Source organism: Alloalcanivorax xenomutans (assembly GCF_032810065.1).
In the GTDB taxonomy this organism is placed as follows: domain Bacteria; phylum Pseudomonadota; class Gammaproteobacteria; order Pseudomonadales; family Alcanivoracaceae; genus Alloalcanivorax; species Alloalcanivorax xenomutans.
Genome location: NZ_CP136538.1, coordinates 492,784 through 508,893, shown reverse-complemented (window position 1 = coordinate 508,893; position 16,110 = coordinate 492,784). Strand labels below are relative to the sequence as shown.

General features: G+C 63.3%; 17 protein-coding genes. 11 read left to right on the top strand and 6 right to left on the bottom strand.

The features are described from left to right. Positions 1-6 precede the first annotated feature (6 nt). The 3 genes from RYH70_RS02515 to RYH70_RS02505 all read right to left on the bottom strand — a co-directional run bounded on the left by RYH70_RS02515 (position 7) and on the right by RYH70_RS02505 (position 3,885). On the bottom strand, positions 7-2,250 hold the full coding sequence (locus RYH70_RS02515; protein ID WP_317009741.1) for a TonB-dependent receptor: 2,244 nt from the start codon (positions 2,248-2,250) through the stop codon (positions 7-9). Between the two features lie 118 nt (positions 2,251-2,368). Then, entirely contained in the window at positions 2,369-3,370 is a 1,002-nt protein-coding gene (locus tag RYH70_RS02510) for a DUF4880 domain-containing protein (protein WP_022996827.1), read from the bottom strand. Further along, positions 3,367-3,885, bottom strand: a complete 519-nt coding sequence (locus RYH70_RS02505) for a sigma-70 family RNA polymerase sigma factor (protein WP_022996828.1) — start codon at positions 3,883-3,885, stop codon at positions 3,367-3,369. Before RYH70_RS02505 ends, RYH70_RS02510 begins: the two co-directional genes overlap by 4 nt. Positions 3,886-4,101: 216 nt before the next feature. On the opposite strand from RYH70_RS02505, the gene RYH70_RS02500 reads away from it, so the two are divergent. From RYH70_RS02500 to RYH70_RS02460, 9 genes are all read left to right on the top strand, one after another. Beyond that, a complete protein-coding gene (locus tag RYH70_RS02500) occupies positions 4,102-4,389 on the top strand; it encodes a DUF3649 domain-containing protein (protein ID WP_022996829.1) in 288 nt (95 codons plus the stop codon). Continuing rightward, on the top strand, positions 4,386-5,993 hold the full coding sequence (locus RYH70_RS02495) for a PepSY-associated TM helix domain-containing protein (RefSeq protein ID WP_317009740.1): 1,608 nt from the start codon (positions 4,386-4,388) through the stop codon (positions 5,991-5,993). The genes RYH70_RS02500 and RYH70_RS02495 overlap by 4 nt, the downstream gene beginning before the upstream one ends. Next, on the top strand, positions 5,990-6,325 hold the full coding sequence (locus tag RYH70_RS02490; RefSeq protein WP_317009739.1) for a DUF3325 domain-containing protein: 336 nt from the start codon (positions 5,990-5,992) through the stop codon (positions 6,323-6,325). The genes RYH70_RS02495 and RYH70_RS02490 overlap by 4 nt, the downstream gene beginning before the upstream one ends. A gap of 62 nt (positions 6,326-6,387) precedes the next feature. Next, a complete protein-coding gene (locus RYH70_RS02485; RefSeq protein WP_317009738.1) occupies positions 6,388-6,966 on the top strand; it encodes a TetR/AcrR family transcriptional regulator in 579 nt (192 codons plus the stop codon). An 85-nt stretch (positions 6,967-7,051) separates the two neighbouring features. Then, on the top strand, positions 7,052-7,489 hold the full coding sequence (locus RYH70_RS02480; RefSeq protein ID WP_014992883.1) for a PaaI family thioesterase: 438 nt from the start codon (positions 7,052-7,054) through the stop codon (positions 7,487-7,489). Next, the gene (locus RYH70_RS02475) at positions 7,486-7,902 is read left to right on the top strand and encodes a PaaI family thioesterase (RefSeq protein WP_284455204.1); all 417 of its coding nucleotides are present in this window, start codon (positions 7,486-7,488) and stop codon (positions 7,900-7,902) included. Before RYH70_RS02480 ends, RYH70_RS02475 begins: the two co-directional genes overlap by 4 nt. Before the next feature lie 103 nt (positions 7,903-8,005). Next, positions 8,006-8,797, top strand: coding sequence for a glucose 1-dehydrogenase (locus tag RYH70_RS02470; protein ID WP_014992881.1), 792 nt, complete (start codon positions 8,006-8,008; stop codon positions 8,795-8,797). Positions 8,798-8,822: 25 nt separating this feature from the next. Beyond that, the gene (locus RYH70_RS02465; protein WP_026948467.1) at positions 8,823-9,482 is read left to right on the top strand and encodes a glutathione S-transferase family protein; all 660 of its coding nucleotides are present in this window, start codon (positions 8,823-8,825) and stop codon (positions 9,480-9,482) included. Between the two features lie 219 nt (positions 9,483-9,701). After that, positions 9,702-10,817 (top strand): PQQ-dependent sugar dehydrogenase, encoded by a 1,116-nt coding sequence (locus tag RYH70_RS02460; protein ID WP_055099341.1) that lies wholly within the window; start codon positions 9,702-9,704, stop codon positions 10,815-10,817. A gap of 34 nt (positions 10,818-10,851) precedes the next feature. Here RYH70_RS02460 and RYH70_RS02455 read toward each other — a convergent pair whose 3' ends face one another. Together RYH70_RS02455 and pdxR are read right to left on the bottom strand one after the other, a co-directional pair. Further along, the gene (locus tag RYH70_RS02455; RefSeq protein ID WP_022996836.1) at positions 10,852-11,646 is read right to left on the bottom strand and encodes a VOC family protein; all 795 of its coding nucleotides are present in this window, start codon (positions 11,644-11,646) and stop codon (positions 10,852-10,854) included. Between the two features lie 62 nt (positions 11,647-11,708). Next, a complete protein-coding gene (gene pdxR, locus RYH70_RS02450) occupies positions 11,709-13,109 on the bottom strand; it encodes a MocR-like pyridoxine biosynthesis transcription factor PdxR (RefSeq protein ID WP_022996837.1) in 1,401 nt (466 codons plus the stop codon). 128 nt (positions 13,110-13,237) lie between these two features. Between pdxR and RYH70_RS02445 the strand changes: the two genes are divergently transcribed. Together RYH70_RS02445 and RYH70_RS02440 are read left to right on the top strand one after the other, a co-directional pair. Further along, entirely contained in the window at positions 13,238-13,678 is a 441-nt protein-coding gene (locus RYH70_RS02445) for a carboxymuconolactone decarboxylase family protein (protein ID WP_022996838.1), read from the top strand. A 23-nt stretch (positions 13,679-13,701) separates the two neighbouring features. Further along, positions 13,702-14,142 carry a carboxymuconolactone decarboxylase family protein gene (locus RYH70_RS02440; RefSeq protein ID WP_022996839.1) on the top strand — a complete coding sequence of 147 codons (441 nt, stop codon included), beginning with the start codon at positions 13,702-13,704 and terminating at the stop codon, positions 14,140-14,142. 70 nt (positions 14,143-14,212) lie between these two features. Here RYH70_RS02440 and ilvD read toward each other — a convergent pair whose 3' ends face one another. Further along, entirely contained in the window at positions 14,213-15,889 is a 1,677-nt protein-coding gene (gene ilvD / locus RYH70_RS02435; protein ID WP_022996840.1) for a dihydroxy-acid dehydratase, read from the bottom strand. Between the last annotated feature and the right edge of the window lie 221 nt (positions 15,890-16,110).

Sequence of the window (16,110 nt, the reverse complement as noted above, 5' to 3'; positions counted from 1 at the left end):
CGAGCGTCAGAACCGCACGGTGATGCCGGCGTTATAACGCCGGCCATCCAGCACCCGGCCATAGGTATCGCTGTCCACTTCCTTGTCGAGCAAGTTATAGACGCCGCCGTACACGCTCACCAACTCGGAAAGCTGATACTGCATACCCGTATCCACCAGCGTATAGCTCGGGTAACGCTCGGTCAGGCCGCCGCGTCCGGCCACTTGTTCGGCACGGCCCTTGAACCGGGCCTTGGACCAGATCCGGGCTTTGTCGGTGGCTTGCCAGTCGAAAGCGATATTGGCGCGATGACGGGGCTGATCGTTGAGCGGGTTGCCTTTGTTGTCGCCGGAAAGCTGCTCGCTGTCGGTGAAGGTATAGTTGGTGTGCACGCGCATGTCATGGCGCAACGGGAAACCGAACGTCACTTCCACACCTCGCACCCGGGCCTCGTCCACGTTGGTGTACTGATAGAGTTTTTCGTAATCGTAGCCTTGATAGAGGCAGTCGGTATCCGTCCCACTGACGCGATCACAGATCAGCGGCTTCTCGATTTTGTCCTTGTAGTCGGTGTGAAACACGGTGACGCTGGTTTCGATGCCGTTGCGGCCCTGCCACAACCCCGCCAGCTCATAGGTGACACTCTTTTCCGGTTTCAGATCGGAATTGCCGATGTCGCCACCATCGGTGGAAGGACCGCCGCCGCCCTCCACCCAGTTGGAATCGCCCTGCTTAAGATCCGGCGTGCGATAGCCGGCGCTGACGCCGCCTTTCACGGTGAAGGCCGGCGACAGCGCATGGACAGCGTAGGCCCGTGGCACCACTTCGCTGCCGTAGTTCTCGTCCTTGACCCAACGCAGGCCGCCGGTGAGTGACAGCGGATCATTGATGAACCACTGGTCCTCGGCGAACAACGCCGCATCCCAACGTTCCAGATTCGCTTTATTGATGGCGCGGGCCGGGTTCTCGGTTTTCTGTAAACGGTACTGGGCGCCCACCGTCATTACATGGCGATCAAACGGCAATACCGTGGAGGTATTGGCGGTGGTGCGTTCGTACAGCGCGCTCTGAGTACGGTTCAGCATCTCCTCATGCTGCACATAGCTCTTGGTGGTGAAATCGTTGCCCCAGGCGAAATCGTGGGACAGCGCCTGATGGCGCCGCACCGTGTTCAATTCGCTGTCGCTGCCGGTGCGCGCCGCCGTACCGACAATATCCTGGGTGGCATACCCGGCCTCCAGTTGCAGGGACTGGCGCTCACTCGGAGTCCAGCCCAGCCGCACCGTGGTGTTGTCACGATCCAGGTCGCGATATCCGCTGGGAATATCGTCTTCGTCCCGCACATAGCGGGAGCCGAACACAGTGAACGACAACCGATCCTGAACCAGCGGCCCACTCAGATAGTAGCGGTTCTGATGGTAATCACCGGCATCGTGGCTTTCCTGCATGACCCGATCCAGCGTTACCGAACCGCTCCACTGGTCCGGTGTTTTTCTGGTGATGACGTTGATGACGCCCCCCAAGGCGTCGGAGCCGTACAGTGAGGACATGGGCCCGCGAATCACTTCGATACGTTCGATGGCGGAAACCGGCGGCAGCCAGCCGTACTCGGCACCGGCGCCGAAACCATTGTAATAGCCCTGTCCCGACCCCTGTGGTTTGCCGTCCACCAGGATCAGGGTGTACTTGGAATCCATGCCGCGAATGGAAATTTCTTCCGTGCCGCCCTTGCCGGACGGGCCGTCATCCACGTACACGCCGGGTACCGCCTGCAGCGCCTCGGTAATGTCGCGATACGCCTTGCCTTCCAGTTCCTCGCGGGTGATCACCGAAATACTGGCCGGGGCGTTGGTCACATCCACCGCCTGCCCGGACGCGGAGGCGGACGTGACGGTGACTTTTTCCAGCGTATGAGGAGAGCCGGACCGCGGCGGACGCGCCCGCAGACGATAGCTGCCATTCCTCTGGGCCACCGCCTCCAGCCCGGAACCGGCCAGCAGCACCCTCAACCCTTCCAGTGGCGAGTACTGACCGCTCAATCCGGCGCTATGCTTGCCCTCGGTAAGACGGCCATCGATCACCAGGGTCAGGCCGGCGGCACCGGCGAATTCAGCCAGGGCGCCGTCCAACGGCCCGGAAGCCACCTGGTAGAGGCGGCTACCGGCGCTTTCCTTGGCCATCGCGGGCGCACCAACCATGGCCGCCCCGGCCACCACGCCACACAGGGACAGCGTCAGCGGCAGGTGTCGAAAACGGGAAAAACACGTCATGTTCCGATCCTTAACAGGGTGTATTACCTGTTATCCCGAACGGGAGCCGGAAAAGTGCTACCCCGAGTTGGATTTTTTTCGGATCCCGATTCGTGCACGCCATTGGATGGCCGAAACGCTAAACCGCCCCCACGCGCACCAGCCAGGGGGTGCGGTAATGAATCGCCACCGGCAGCGCCCGGGCCAGGGATTCCAGCACATAGTCGGTATCCCTGACCGGGTAAGCGCCGGAAACGATCAGATCCGCCACTTCATCGTCGCAATAAAGCACGCCGTTGCGGTAACGGCTCAGCTCATCGAGAAAATCCGCCAGCCGCCAACGGTCCGCCTGCAATACGCCCCGGGTCCAGCCCAGCGCCCGCTGCCGGGACAACGGCGTCACCGACAGCCCGCCCGGATCAAAATGAACCTGCTGGCCGGCATTCAGAGTGATGGCGCCCTGCCGCGGATAGGCGGTAACCAGTTGCGCTCCGCCGGCCAGCACAGCCACCGTGCCGGCCCCCTGCCCCAGGTCACGCGCGGTCAACCAGGCGTTTTGCAAGCTCAGCAATGCCGCCGGCAAAGCCAGCGACAACGGGCCGGTGTCATGCAGGGCGGAGGGACGCGTATCCAGGGCTATTTCACTTTCCGGCACCAGGGAGATCCGCCGCCGGCCATGGCCAAAATCCACCGACACGGCGCTGGCGGTATTCAGTATCAATGACGAACCATCTTCCAGCCGGAACCGCTGCTGCTCACCACGGGCGCAACGGTAATCCGCCATCGCTCTTTGCCAGAGCCCGCCCCCCGTCCCGGCGAACATCAGCATTGAGCCCAATCCCGCCAGCGCCAGGGTACCCAGCACCCGGCGCCGGCCGGCCGAGGAGGGCTGCTTCAGAGTATGGCGCGCCACCCGCGGACTCAGCGCCCCCAAGGTGCCCGCCATTCGCGCCACCGCGTCCCAGGCGTGACGATGTTCCGCTTTGGCGTTGAGCCAGCGGTGCCAGCGCTCCTGGTCCGCTGGCTGCTGCTCCCCGGACCAGAACAACACCTGCCAGTCCAGAGCGGCTTGCAGGCTGTCGACGTCCAGGCCATGGCGGTCGGCGTACTGGCGCAGGGAACCAGGTAAAGCGTCGCTCATACCGGTTCTAATTCGTTCAGCGCCAGCAGACAGGACCGGGCGGCACGCAGCATGTACTTGCGAACGGACCCATGGGAGACGCCCAACCGCTCGGCGATGCGGCTATAGGTCAGCCCCTCGAAACGGGAACAAAGAAACGCCTCACGCACCTTGGATGGCAGACCGTCCAGGGCCTGATCAACGCGGGTCAGGGTTTCCAGGGTCACGGCACGCTGCTCGGCGGAAGGCGCGCTTTCTTCCGGCAGTGCCGCCAGGGCTTCCCGGTAGGCAAGCTCCAGCCGGCGCCGGCGATGCATATCGATCATCAGGCCATTGGCGATGCGGGCCAGGAACGCTCGCGACTGCTCTGGCGCGGGAAAGCGGCCGGAGACCATCAACCGGACATAGGTATCCTGGACCAGATCGGCGGCATCAGCGCCGTCACCACCCAGGCGCCGGCGCAGCCAGCCCTGTAACCAATGGGCGTGATCGCGATACAGCGAACCGATGTCGGTTTGCATGGCGTTCGTCATCATCAGCGGGTCATCGTCCGGACATGGCAGCAAATAGAATCGAATAACGGATAGTAATAATTATCAATAACGAATGAAGTCTAGGGACCGATTCTCACAGGGGCAAGCCCTGCCCTGCACATTTCTTACACATTCTCGATATTGATTTACCGATAGCAACAATTATCATTCACTAGCCAAAACGGCACCAATCTCCGCCGATCCGACTAGAGAAACACCATGTCCCAATTAAAGAACGCCACCCGGCTGTCGGTGGCGTCGCGCGTCATCGCCGCGGTGCTGGGGGGATACGCGCTGAGCGCCGCCGCCACCGCCGCGCTCAGCCTGGGGCTGCCGATGCCCCGTGTGGATGCGGTGATCACCGCCTCGGTGCTGTCGTTTCTCATCTACAGTGCGGCGGTGATCTGGGCCTTCGCCTGTGCCACCACCGCCCGCGCCTGGGCCGGCATCGCCATCCCCGCCCTGCTGTGCGGTGCTCTGGTCTGGCTGCTGGGGCCGGCATCATGAACGGGTCCCTGCGGCAGTCCATGGCCTGGCTGCATACCTGGAGCGGGCTGTTGCTGGGCTGGCTGTTGGTGGCCGTGTTCGTGACCGGCACCAGCGCCTACTACCGCGAGGAAATTTCCCTGTGGATGGAACCGGAACTGCACCAGTCCGTTCGCTCCGGCGACACCGTGGATCTGGCCTGGCAAACGCTGGGGCGGATCGCCGCCGATGCCCGTTCCTGGGATATATCCCTGCCGGATGCCCGCAATCCGGCGGTACAACTGCGATGGCAGCCCGCCGGAGAGGAGCAGCCGCGTCAGGGCGGGGGCCGTAACCGTGGCGAGCAGGTGTGGATGGACGCCGGCAACGGCGAAGTGCTCACGCCGCGAGAAACCCGCGGCGGCCATTTCCTCTACCGCTTCCACTTCGAACTTTACGGCGTGCCACGTCTATGGGCGCGCTGGCTGATTTGTATCGCCACCATGTTCATGCTGGTGGCGATCATCAGCGGGGTGATCACCCACAAGAAGATCTTCAAGGATTTCTTCACCTTCCGCCCGGGCAAGGGACAGCGATCCTGGCTCGACGCCCATAACGCCAGCGCCGTTCTGGCGCTGCCGTTTCACTTCATGATCACCTACTCGGGGCTGCTGCTGTTCATGGTGATGCTGATGCCGTGGGGTATCGACGCCGCCTACGATGGCGACCGCCGCGCCTTCTTCGATGAGGCGTTTCCGCGCTCCACCGAGGCGCCCGGGCCGGCCGGCGAACCGGCGGACATGGTTGCTATCGGACCGCTGGCCGAGGCCACCGCCGCCCGCTTCGAGCGCCCGGTGAGCCGTATCGAGGTGCAGCACCCCAACCGCGAAAACGCGCGGATTCGCATCAGCGTCGAGCAGGACGTGGCCATTAGCGGACGGCGGCGCGGCGGCTCGCCCACCCAGGTATTCCAGGGCTCCAGCGGCGATCTGCTGGAAACCATCGAGCCATCGCAAGCGCCGGCTCCGCTGATGGGCAAGGTCTACAATGTTATGACCAACCTTCACCTGGTGCGTTTCGCCGACCCGGTGGTGCGGCTGTTGTTCTTCTTCTCCGGGCTGGCCGGCTCGGCCATGGTGGCCACCGGCATGTTGCTCTGGGTGTCGAAACGCACCCAGCAACTGCGCCGGCAACAGCCGGGCGCCGCGCTGAAACTGGTTAACGGTCTCAACATGGCGTCGATCACCGGCCTTCTGGCTGCCATCGGCGCCTACTTCGCCGCCAACCGGCTGCTACCGACGGCCCTGGCTGAGCGCTCCTCCTGGGAGATCCGGGTGTTTTTCCTGGTCTGGCTGGTGAGTCTGGTGCATGGCCTGCTGCGCCCGCATCGTCGCGGCTGGATCGAGCAACTGGCGGTCATCACGGTGTTGTGGCTGGCCCTGCCGTTCGTGGATATGGCCACCACCGACAGCCACCTATTCAGTGCCGCCGCCTGGCGCCTGGGCGCTCTGGCCGGCTTCGATCTGATCTGCCTGTTGCTCGGCGCCCTGTGGGGCTACACGCTTTGGCAGGTGGCGCGGCCCAAACCGGATAAACGGAAACCAGCGCGTGCCCGCCAACCGGCTCTGGCGGAGGGCAACACATGACGATCCTGCTGGCTCTCGCTCTCGGTTATACCGGTCTCACCTGTCTTGCGCTGGGCATGAAGCGTCACCACCAGGAACTGCTTGGACGCAAACCCACCGAAGCACGGCTGCGGTTGTTCAAGGCCATCGGCTGGCTGTTGCTCCTGGCCACCACGGCTGCCTGCCTGATGCTTTGGCCGCTGGGGCTGGCTTTGTCCATGGTGCCCATTCTGGTGACCCTGGTGGGGCTGCCGCTGATCTTTCTGTTGCCCTACCGGCCAGCGCTGGCACGCCATCTGGCCTGGGCGCTGCCGCTGGTTGCCGGCGGCCTGGCGGTGGGCGGCCTGGGCTGAATCATGACAGTGCCCTGCCCACTGTATAGACTGGTCTAGATTATTCGTTGACGGACCACGCCATGGCTGCCCGCCCCAAACATCGCGACCGCCTGATCCACAGCGCCGTGACCCTGTTCCGCAAACAGGGTTACGCCGCCACCGGCATCAACGACATACTGGCCGCCGCCGGCGCCCCCAAAGGCTCGTTTTACCATTACTTTCCCAACGGCAAGGAGCAGCTTGGCGAAGCCGCCGTGCGCCACGCCGGGGAGCGGGTACTGGATACATTGCGTGACCTGCGCCGCCAGCATGGCAATAGCGCCGACGCTTTACGTGCCTATGGTGAGCTGCTGGCCGGCTGGATGGCGCAGTCCGGTTTCGCTGATGGCTGTCCGCTGGCCACCACCCTGCTGGAAACCACCCCTGCTTCCCGCCTGATCACCGACGCCGGCCGCGAAGCCATACAAAACTGGCGCCGGGAATGGGAAGCCCTGTTGATCGACGATGGTATCCAGGCCGACCGGGCCCGCCCCCTGGCATCGTTGATCCTCTCCGCTCTGGAAGGCGCCCTGGTCCAGGCCCGGGTGGAATGCCACGGCCAGGCCATCGCCGACGCCTGCGCCAGCCTGGCGGACCAGATCAAGGCCCTGCGCCCCTGATGCCCCCCTTCGATGTTCATGCAAGGCTTGTCGTCGCCTCAAAATTATATAGACTGGTCTAATTAAAAATAATTGGAGACCTGTCATGTCCGACCTCGCCGTTCCCGCTGGTTATCAGCGGCACCGCCGCGCCAGCGGGCTCACCGCGCCCTGGGAGCCGATTTTCATCCGCCATCATGATCACGGGCTCAGCCTCGCCATCCGCGCCGACCAGCCCCATGCCAACAGCCGGGGCTTTGTTCATGGCGGCCTGATCTCAGCACTGGCGGACAACGCCATGGGGCTCAGTTGCGCCGACCGGCTGGGAGGTATTTCCGGCCTCGTCACGGTGAGCATGACGCTGGATTTCCTGGGCAGCGCCCGCCTCGGCCAGTGGGTGGAAATCCGCGCCGAGGCCACCCGGACCGGACCTTCCCTGAACTTCGCCGCCGCCCAGGTATGGGCGGACGATACCCTGTGCGCCCGCGCCACCGCCGTCTTCAAGGCGTTGGCACCGCGCCCTTCAGCGGAGACCTCAGCATGAGCGACACCCCAGAGATACTGGAACGCATCCGCGACCTTTCCCGTCTGGCGCCCTTCAATAACTGGCTCAATCTCGAGGTATACCGAATCGAATCCGGTGAGGCGGAGCTGCACTTGAGATGGCGCGACGAGTTCGCCCAATACAGTGGTTTTTTGCATGCCGCTCTGATTGGCGGTCTGATCGATACCGCCTGCGGCTTCGCCGCCGCGTCACAAGTCGGCAACGTCACCGCTTCACAATTTTCCGTGCGCTGCCTGAGACCGGCGGTGGCGGAGACTTTCGTGGTACGTGCCCGGGTGCTCAAGGCCGGCCGTCGGCAGGTGTTCGTGAATGCCGAGTTGGGGGATCTGGCCGACACCGATGAAACACCGTTCGCGGTCGGCGAGGCCTTGATGGTACCCATCCCGTCCTGACCCCCTCAGGTCGCCTGTCGCCGTCTTCCTGCCGCTTTCGACATGCGGGTTTTCCACCGGAATCCGCTACAGTAGAGAGCGAACCTCAACGGAGACACGACAGATGCGGGATGAACAACTGGCCGGCAAGGTCATTCTGATCACCGGTGCCGGCGGCGGTATCGGCCGGGTCACGGCGGAAAGCCTGGGCGCGGCGGGAGCACGATTGATGCTGTCCGATATCGACGCACACGCGGTGGAGTCCACCGCCGCCGCCATCCGCGAAGCCGGCGGCACCGCCAGAGCCATGGCCGTGGATGTCACCCGCGCGGATCAGGTGTCCGCCCTGGTGCAGGCCACGCTGGAGGCCTATGAACGTCTGGATGGCGCTTTCAACAACGCCGGCGTGGAGGAAGAAAACGCCAAGATCGTGGCCGTGGAAGAGAGCCTGTTCGACCGCATCATCGATATCAATGTCAAAGGCGTGTGGCTGTGCATGAAATACCAGATCGCCGCCATGGCCAAACAGGGTGACGGTGGCAGCATCGTCAATACCGCGTCCATCGCCGGCCTGGTGGGCGCTCCCAAGCGCGCCGCCTACGCCGCCAGCAAACACGCGGTGGTGGGATTGACCAAGAGCGTGGCGGCGGAATACGCCCGTCAGAACATTCGCGTCAACGCGGTCTGTCCAGGCATCATCCGTACCGCCATGATGGAGCGTGCCATCTCTCAGGTGGAGCGCGACGACGGCATCGACGCCGAACAGCAACGGCGCCTGCACGCGGCGCTGCATCCCATGGGCCGTGTCGGTGAAGCAACGGAAGTGGCGCAGGCGGTTCAGTGGTTGCTGTCGGACGCGTCCTCTTTCGTCACCGGTCATCAACTGTCGGTGGACGGTGGCCTGACCGCGCTATAAAAACGGACTGTTCAGGAGAACAACAATGCTCAAACTGCATGGCTTCAGTGCCAGCAACTACGTCAACATGGTGAAGTTCGCGCTGCTGGAAAAAGGCATGGCCTTCGAGCAGGTCAACGACTACCCGTCCCAGGAAGCCTCCTTTCTCGACATCAGCCCCATGGGCAAGGTGCCGGTGCTGGAAACCGACCAGGGCTTTCTCGCCGAAACCAACGTGATCCTGGAATACATCGATGAAACCGGCGAGGGCCCGGCGCTGTATCCCGCCGATCCGTTCCAGCGCGCCCAGGTCAAGGAGTTGGCCAAGCTGATCGAGTTGTATATCGAACTGCCGGCCCGCCGCTGCTATCCGGAGGTGTTCTTCGGCGGCAAGGTCAGCGACGAAACCAAGCAACAGACACGGGACGCGCTGATCAAAGGCGCCGCCGCCCTGAAGCGGGTGGCGAAGTTCGATCCGTTCGTGGCCGGCGCCCAACTTACCGCCGCCGACGCCGTCCTGCTCTACAGTCTGGATCTGGCCGCCGGTATCGCCGGCAAGCTATTTGATCTGGACCTGCTGGCGGAGATCCCCGGCAGCAAGGCGCTGCTTGATCAACTCAACCAAAGAGACAGCGCGCGCCAGGTGGACGAGGAACGCAAAGCCGGCATGGCCGAGTTTATGGCTCATGTGCGCGGCGGCAAGTAAGGCGTTGTAAGAACTTGGTCAGGGCGGCGGGCCGCCGCAAGCGGCTCGTTTCCCAAGGATTCGCTTGCAGGACAAGCTCCCACGGCGTCCTTGTAGCGATCTCTGAATTCATGTCCGAAACTCCAGGGCGGCAGCGGTTCACGGACCGCGACACCGGCACTTTTTTGCCGCCCTCCATCCCGCTAAGCTGACCGGGCCTTTCAGCCAGGACTCTCCGTCATGCTGCTCCGCTCTTGCTTGGCGCTTCCCCTCGTTGCTCTGTTGAGCGGCTGCGCCGACGCCACCTCCCCCATTACCCCGGAAAACGGGCCACCACTCACCGTCACCGTTCTCGCTGAAGGGCTTGAGCATCCCTGGTCCCTGGCCTTTCTGCCCGGAGGCGAGGTTCTGATTACCGAAAGGGGCGGTACCCTGCGCCGTTTCCATGATGGTGTACTGGTGGAAGAACCGGTTCCCGGTGTTCCCGCCGTGGTGGCCCGGGGCCAGGGCGGCCTGTTCGATGTGCTGCCTCACCCCCGCTTCGAGGATAACCGGCGGCTGTATCTGAGCTACGCCAAAGCCTGTGACGGCGGCGCCACCACCGCGGTGGGCCACGGTGAATATCGTGACGGCGAACTACATGGCTTCCGCGATGTGTTGGTGGCCGACGCCTGCAGTGATACCGGCCAGCACTTTGGCGGACGGCTGCTGTTCGATGACGACGGCCATCTGTTTCTCACCATCGGCGACCGGGGACAACGGCAGCGGGCCCAGGACACCGGCGATCACGCGGGCAGTGTGTTGCGTCTGGATCAGGACGGCGCCGCCGCCAGCGGTAATCCGTTCGCCAACGGCGGCAACGGCCGCGCGGAAATCTGGAGTTGGGGGCATCGAAACCCCCAGGGCCTGGCGTTACACCCCGACACCCGCCAGCCCTGGCTCAACGAGCATGGCCCGCGCGGCGGCGATGAAATCAACGCGGTGAAACCGGGAGTGAACTACGGCTGGCCGGAAATCACCTACGGCCGCGAATATTACGGCCCCGCCATCGGCGAGACCCACCAGGAAGGCTTGGCCCAACCACTGCATTATTGGGTACCCTCCATTGCCCCTTCCGGTTTCGCTTTCGTCGGGGGCGACCGGTATCCGCAATGGCGGGGCGATGCGTTATCCGGCGCGCTTAAACTGACGCATCTGAACCGGGTGCGATTCGAGGGTGAGACACCGAAGCAGGAAGTGCGTTATCTGCGGCAGCGCGAGCAACGTATCCGCGATGTGCGCCAGGGCCCGGAGGGTTACCTGTATTTGCTCACCGACAGCAATGACGGGCAACTGCTGCGGGTGGAGCCGGATTGAACGCCGCCCTGGATCCCGGCCTCGCGCCAACCGGTCAGTTCAAGGCTTCGGAATGGACCAGGTGGAAACGGACGCCACCAATGCTGACCTGGCTTTGATCCACCGGCAGGCCCCGTTCAAGAGCACGCTCCTTGATCGCCTCCAGGTCATTCACCAGAATATCCACGCCACTCAGCCCTTCACCACGTCCATCCCGATCGGCGACGAAATGCAGATAGGCGTTATCCAGCGTCACCTGATGACCGCCGCCACCGCTTTCTCCACTATTCTCCAGGGGGCGGCGCAACAGGCTTCCCCAACGGCTCGCCATGGCCTCCGGCTCTTCGCCCTGCAACTCCACACCGACCATGCGTTCCACCCGGTCGGTGTTAACGAAACTCTGCCAGTCCGGCCCCGCCGGGTTATAGGGACCGTCCAGAGATTCACCGTAACGGGTGTGATTGATTTCCAGCAAAGTGCCACCAAGATCCTTGGGGTGCAGCTGCATGCCCCGATAGTCACCGTGGCCGAGAAAAGCCGCCACCCGCACGCCCTGCGCATCCACATGGGGGCCCCAGCGGTCCACATCATCGGTATCGAGAATCACCATGTAACCGCTGTCACCGCCCCGGCGTTGCAGGAAGCGGCCGGCGGTGGTGTCCTCGCGAACCGGCGCCACCACCTCGATGAAGGTATTGCCCACCGGCAGCAGCGCATTGTGCAGACCGAACGCCCGCACCGCCGGATCCCGATGACAAACCTGGATGCCGAAAACCTCGGCCAGATCCTCCACCACCGGTTCCAACTGGCGGGCCACCAAACACAACTGACGGAAGCGAAGATAGGTCATTCATTATTCTCCTTGATCCGCGGGCTACGGCGCCCCAAAGCCTGAGAGCCTGTTGAGGATCTCTACGCCGATAAGGCCCGCGCCAGCGCGCGTACACCGACCTCAATGTCCTCATCATCAATCATACCGAAGCCGATCAGCAGTCCCTTCGTCCCTTCGGACGAAGCGTGAAAGTCGCTCAGATCTTCCGCGTTGATGCCGGCCCCTAGCAATCGGGCTTCCAGCTTGTCCACCGATTGCCGGAATGCCAGCGCCAGATGAATGCCGGCCACCTGCGGCAGACACTCCCACAGATCCGGCCGCTGCGCCAGCGCCGCCAGCAGCCGTTGCCTGCGCCGCTGATAGAGCCTCTGCATGCGGCGCAAGTGCCGGGCGAAAGCGCCCTCCTGGATCAGATTGGCCAGGGCTTTTTGCATCAGATTGGGGGCACGCCCGTCGGTCAGGCTCTTGGCCTGGCGCAGCGCCGGTTGCAGCCCCTTCGGCATGATCATATAGCCGAGTCTCAGATCCGCGTGCAGCACTTTGGAGAACGAGCCGAGATACGCTACCTGCTGGTGCCGGTCCAGACTCTTGAGCGCTTCCAGGGATCGGCCATCGAAGCGGAACTCACCATCGTAATCGTCCTCCACGATCAACACGTCACGGCCGTGAACGAAGTCCAGCAGTTGCAGCCGCCGTTCCAGGGTCATCGGCATACCCAGGGGAAACTGGTGGGATGGCGTCACATAGATCATCGAGGCCGACTCCGGCACCTGATCCACGCACAGCCCCTGCTCATCCACCGGTACTCCCACCACGCGCGCGCCATGGGACTCAAACACCCAGCGCGCCGGTGGATAGCCCGGCTCCTCCACCGCCACCACCGCTCCCGGCTCGATGCGCACCCGGGACAGCAAATCCATCCCCTGCATGGCGCCCTGAGTGACCATCACCTCGCCCGCCGCGCACGGTAAACCGCGGCTGTAGCCCAGATAATGGGAGATGCCTTCGCGCAAACCGATGTACCCCTGGCACTCACCCTGCAGAGTGCGGTCCTGGGCTTCCTCACGTAGTGCACGCATCACCGCCCGGCGCCAATCCGTCATTGGCAGCAGGCGCCGATCAGTCACGCCCCCAGCGAAGTTATAGCGCCTCGGCGCCTCCCGGTCCCCCCACACGGATAACGGACGCCAGTGGCGGCCCGGACCTACTCCCGGTTCCGCCGATTCGCCGTCCACCACCGGCGGCAGCCGGCGGACAAAGGTTCCGGCCCCCCGGCGCGCTTCAAAGAAGCCCTCGGCGACCAAACGCTCATAGGTATCCACCACCGCCTGCCGGGCGATACCCAGCTCCGCCGCCAGCGCGCGGCTGGGCGGCAACCGCTCGCCGGGGGTCAGACGCCCCTCCGCCAGAGCCGAACGCAGGTCGCGGTAGAGCCGCTGGGGTACCGTGCCGGTGCCATTCAGCGGTAGATGGATTTGCAAATTGGTCTCCCAAAATCATTCAAATTGGATCTGCCAGGCCTTCCAATTCAGCCCTAATCTGAACCGGCTTTTCAACCTCTTTGCCACCTGGCCTGTTCAACAGGCCCGCTTGTTTAACAGGAGCAACCATGAAAGCCCGTATCAACTTCTTCACCGCTTCGCCGGACACCATGAAAGCCATGCTCGGTACCTCGGAAGTGATCGAGAACACCGGCCTGGATCACCGTCTGTTGGAACTGATCAAGATACGAGCGTCGCAGATCAACGGCTGCGCCTTCTGTCTCCACATGCATGCCCGGGATGCCCGCGCCGCCGGCGTGCCCAATGAAGTCCTCGATACCGTGTCCGGCTGGCGTGAAGCCCCCTGGTTCAGTGAACGGGAACGGGCCGCTCTGGCCTGGACCGAATGCCTCACTCGCCTCGGCGAAGGCCATCGTGACGACGAGGCGGAATACGACCAGTTGGCCGCCCACTTCAGCGAAAAAGAACGCACCGATCTGACCTACGCCATCGGCGTCATCAACATGTGGAACCGGTTCAACGTTGGCTTCCGTCACGAGCCGGAATAACTTTCTTGTTGAAGGAGATAAAGATGAAAGCCCGCTTCGATTTCTACAGCGCCTCACCGGACACCATGAAGGCGGTGTTCGCCACGCAAAAAGTCATCGATGCCACCGGTCTGGAACAGCGCCTGGTGGAGCTGGTGAAACTGCGCGCTTCGCAGATCAACGGCTGCCTGTTCTGTATGTCCATGCACGCGGCGGATGCCCGTAACCGGGGCATTCCCGACGAAGTGCTGGATACTCTGCCAGGCTGGCACGAAGCGCCCTGGTTCAGCCAGCGGGAAAGGGCCGCCCTGGCCTGGACCGATCACCTGACCCGCCTCAGCGACGCCGGCCACGACGACGAGGCGCTTTACCAGGCGCTTGCGGATCAGTTCACCGAGAAGGAATGCACCGATCTCACTTATGTGATCGGCGTGATCAACATGCTCAACCGCTTCGGCGTGGGGTTCCGGCGCGCGCCGGATTGAGAAAACAACGTGGCCCTTCCTTTCATGGCAAGGACCACCGGTGTCCACCATTCGCGGGCATGTCGGAACGTTAATCGCCGTCGGTCACCGCTCCCAGGGAGGCCGACCCCACGGTGCGGGCGTACTTGGCCAGCACCCCGCGGGTATAGCGGGGTGCCGGTGCCTGCCAGCGGGCATGGCGTTCGATCATCGTCTGCTCGGAAACCTTCAGGGTGATGGTGTTGCTCTCCGCGTCGATGACGATTTCGTCACCGTCCTCCACCAAGGCGATGGGACCGCCTTCCTGCGCCTCGGGAGTAATGTGGCCCACCACGAAGCCGTGGCTGCCACCGGAAAAACGGCCATCGGTGATCAGCGCCACGTCCTTGCCCAGACCACGTCCCATGATCGCAGAAGTGGGTGTCAGCATTTCACGCATGCCCGGACCGCCGCGCGGGCCTTCGTAGCGGATCACCACCACGTCGCCGGCCACCACGGCACCTTCCATGATGCCGACGGTGGCGTCTTCCTCGGAGGAAAACACCCGTGCCTTGCCACTGAAGTGGGTGCCCTCATGGCCGGTGATCTTGGCCACCGCGCCGGTCGGCGCCAGGTTGCCGTAGAGAATACGCAGATGGCTGTCTTTCTTGATCGGGTTATCCAGCGCGCGGATGATGTTCTGCTCGTCGGGATAAGGCGCCACCTTGGCCAGATTCTCCGCCAGCGTACGACCGGTGACGGTCAGGCAATCGCCGTGCAGCAAGCCTTCCTCCAGCAGTGTTTTCATCAGTGGCTGAATGCCGCCAATGGCCACCAGTTCACTCATCAGGTAATGCCCGCTGGGGCGCACGTCCGCCAGCACCGGCACCCTTTTACCGATGCGGGTGAAGTCTTCCAGGCTCAACGGCACGCCAATGGTATGGGCCATGGCCATCAGATGGAGCACGGCATTGGTGGAGCCGGCCAGGGCGATGACCACGGTGATGGCGTTCTCGAACGCTTCCCGGGTCAGAATATCGCTGGGCTTGATGTCCCGTTCCAGCAGATCCAGCACGGCGGCCCCGGCCGCCCGGCAGTCGGCCAGCTTGTCCTCGGATTCCGCGTTCTGCGCAGAGCTGCCCGGCAGGCTCATACCCAGTGCCTCGATGGCGCTGGCCATGGTGTTGGCGGTGTACATGCCGCCACAGGAACCCGGGCCGGGCACCGCCACTTTTTCCACCTGCTCCACCTCGATCAGGCGCTTGTCGCCCTTGGTGTAGGCCCCCACCGCCTCGAACACGGAAATCAGGTCCGTATGCCCGGGGCCGGGCTTGATGGTGCCGCCATAAACGAACACCGACGGCCGGTTAAGCCGTGCCAGCCCCATCAGACAACCGGGCATGTTCTTGTCGCAACCGCCAATGGCCACCAGCCCGTCGAAGCCTTCGCAACCGGCCACGGTTTCAATGGAGTCGGCGATCACCTCACGGGAAACCAGGGAATACTTCATGCCCTCGGTGCCATTGGCGATGCCATCGGAAATGGTGATGGTGTTGAAGATCACGCTCTTGCCGCCGGCGGCGTCGGCGCCCTCGCCGGCCTCGCGGGCGAGCCCGTCGATATGCATGTTGCAGGGCGTCACCCGGCTCCAGGTGGAGGCGATGCCGACCTGCGGTTTCTGGAAATCTTCGTCGGTAAACCCGGTGGCACGCAACATGGCCCGACTCGGCGCCTTGGCAATACCGTCCACCACCGGCGCGGAATAACGGCGGCGTTTGTCTTCAGTCATCGTTGTTCTCCTGATCACGGGCAGGTTCCAGCATAACGCTTTTACCGCCACGTCACAGAGCCGTAAACAATCGGAAAGAAGTGGCGCCCGCCGCCCATCAGCGTCCTAAACAAAATCTTTTCTTTTGTTTAGGAACCAATCTGTCAAAATAGGCGTCTTCCCATACCTCATTCCCGGCCGCCGGCTTCTCCGGCGGCTTTTTGTTTGCCGCGGCAGCGAGG

What these genes read in the sequence shown, in the direction of transcription:
- RYH70_RS02515 (WP_317009741.1), bottom strand. Translation starts at nt 2,250, where the DNA reads ATGACGTGTTTTTCCCGTTTTCGACACCTGCCGCTGACGCTGTCCCTG.
- RYH70_RS02510 (WP_022996827.1), bottom strand. Translation starts at nt 3,370, where the DNA reads ATGAGCGACGCTTTACCTGGTTCCCTGCGCCAGTACGCCGACCGCCAT.
- RYH70_RS02505 (WP_022996828.1), bottom strand. Translation starts at nt 3,885, where the DNA reads ATGATGACGAACGCCATGCAAACCGACATCGGTTCGCTGTATCGCGAT.
- RYH70_RS02500 (WP_022996829.1), top strand. Translation starts at nt 4,102, where the DNA reads ATGTCCCAATTAAAGAACGCCACCCGGCTGTCGGTGGCGTCGCGCGTC.
- RYH70_RS02495 (WP_317009740.1), top strand. Translation starts at nt 4,386, where the DNA reads ATGAACGGGTCCCTGCGGCAGTCCATGGCCTGGCTGCATACCTGGAGC.
- RYH70_RS02490 (WP_317009739.1), top strand. Translation starts at nt 5,990, where the DNA reads ATGACGATCCTGCTGGCTCTCGCTCTCGGTTATACCGGTCTCACCTGT.
- RYH70_RS02485 (WP_317009738.1), top strand. Translation starts at nt 6,388, where the DNA reads ATGGCTGCCCGCCCCAAACATCGCGACCGCCTGATCCACAGCGCCGTG.
- RYH70_RS02480 (WP_014992883.1), top strand. Translation starts at nt 7,052, where the DNA reads ATGTCCGACCTCGCCGTTCCCGCTGGTTATCAGCGGCACCGCCGCGCC.
- RYH70_RS02475 (WP_284455204.1), top strand. Translation starts at nt 7,486, where the DNA reads ATGAGCGACACCCCAGAGATACTGGAACGCATCCGCGACCTTTCCCGT.
- RYH70_RS02470 (WP_014992881.1), top strand. Translation starts at nt 8,006, where the DNA reads ATGCGGGATGAACAACTGGCCGGCAAGGTCATTCTGATCACCGGTGCC.
- RYH70_RS02465 (WP_026948467.1), top strand. Translation starts at nt 8,823, where the DNA reads ATGCTCAAACTGCATGGCTTCAGTGCCAGCAACTACGTCAACATGGTG.
- RYH70_RS02460 (WP_055099341.1), top strand. Translation starts at nt 9,702, where the DNA reads ATGCTGCTCCGCTCTTGCTTGGCGCTTCCCCTCGTTGCTCTGTTGAGC.
- RYH70_RS02455 (WP_022996836.1), bottom strand. Translation starts at nt 11,646, where the DNA reads ATGACCTATCTTCGCTTCCGTCAGTTGTGTTTGGTGGCCCGCCAGTTG.
- RYH70_RS02445 (WP_022996838.1), top strand. Translation starts at nt 13,238, where the DNA reads ATGAAAGCCCGTATCAACTTCTTCACCGCTTCGCCGGACACCATGAAA.
- RYH70_RS02440 (WP_022996839.1), top strand. Translation starts at nt 13,702, where the DNA reads ATGAAAGCCCGCTTCGATTTCTACAGCGCCTCACCGGACACCATGAAG.
- ilvD (WP_022996840.1), bottom strand. Translation starts at nt 15,889, where the DNA reads ATGACTGAAGACAAACGCCGCCGTTATTCCGCGCCGGTGGTGGACGGT.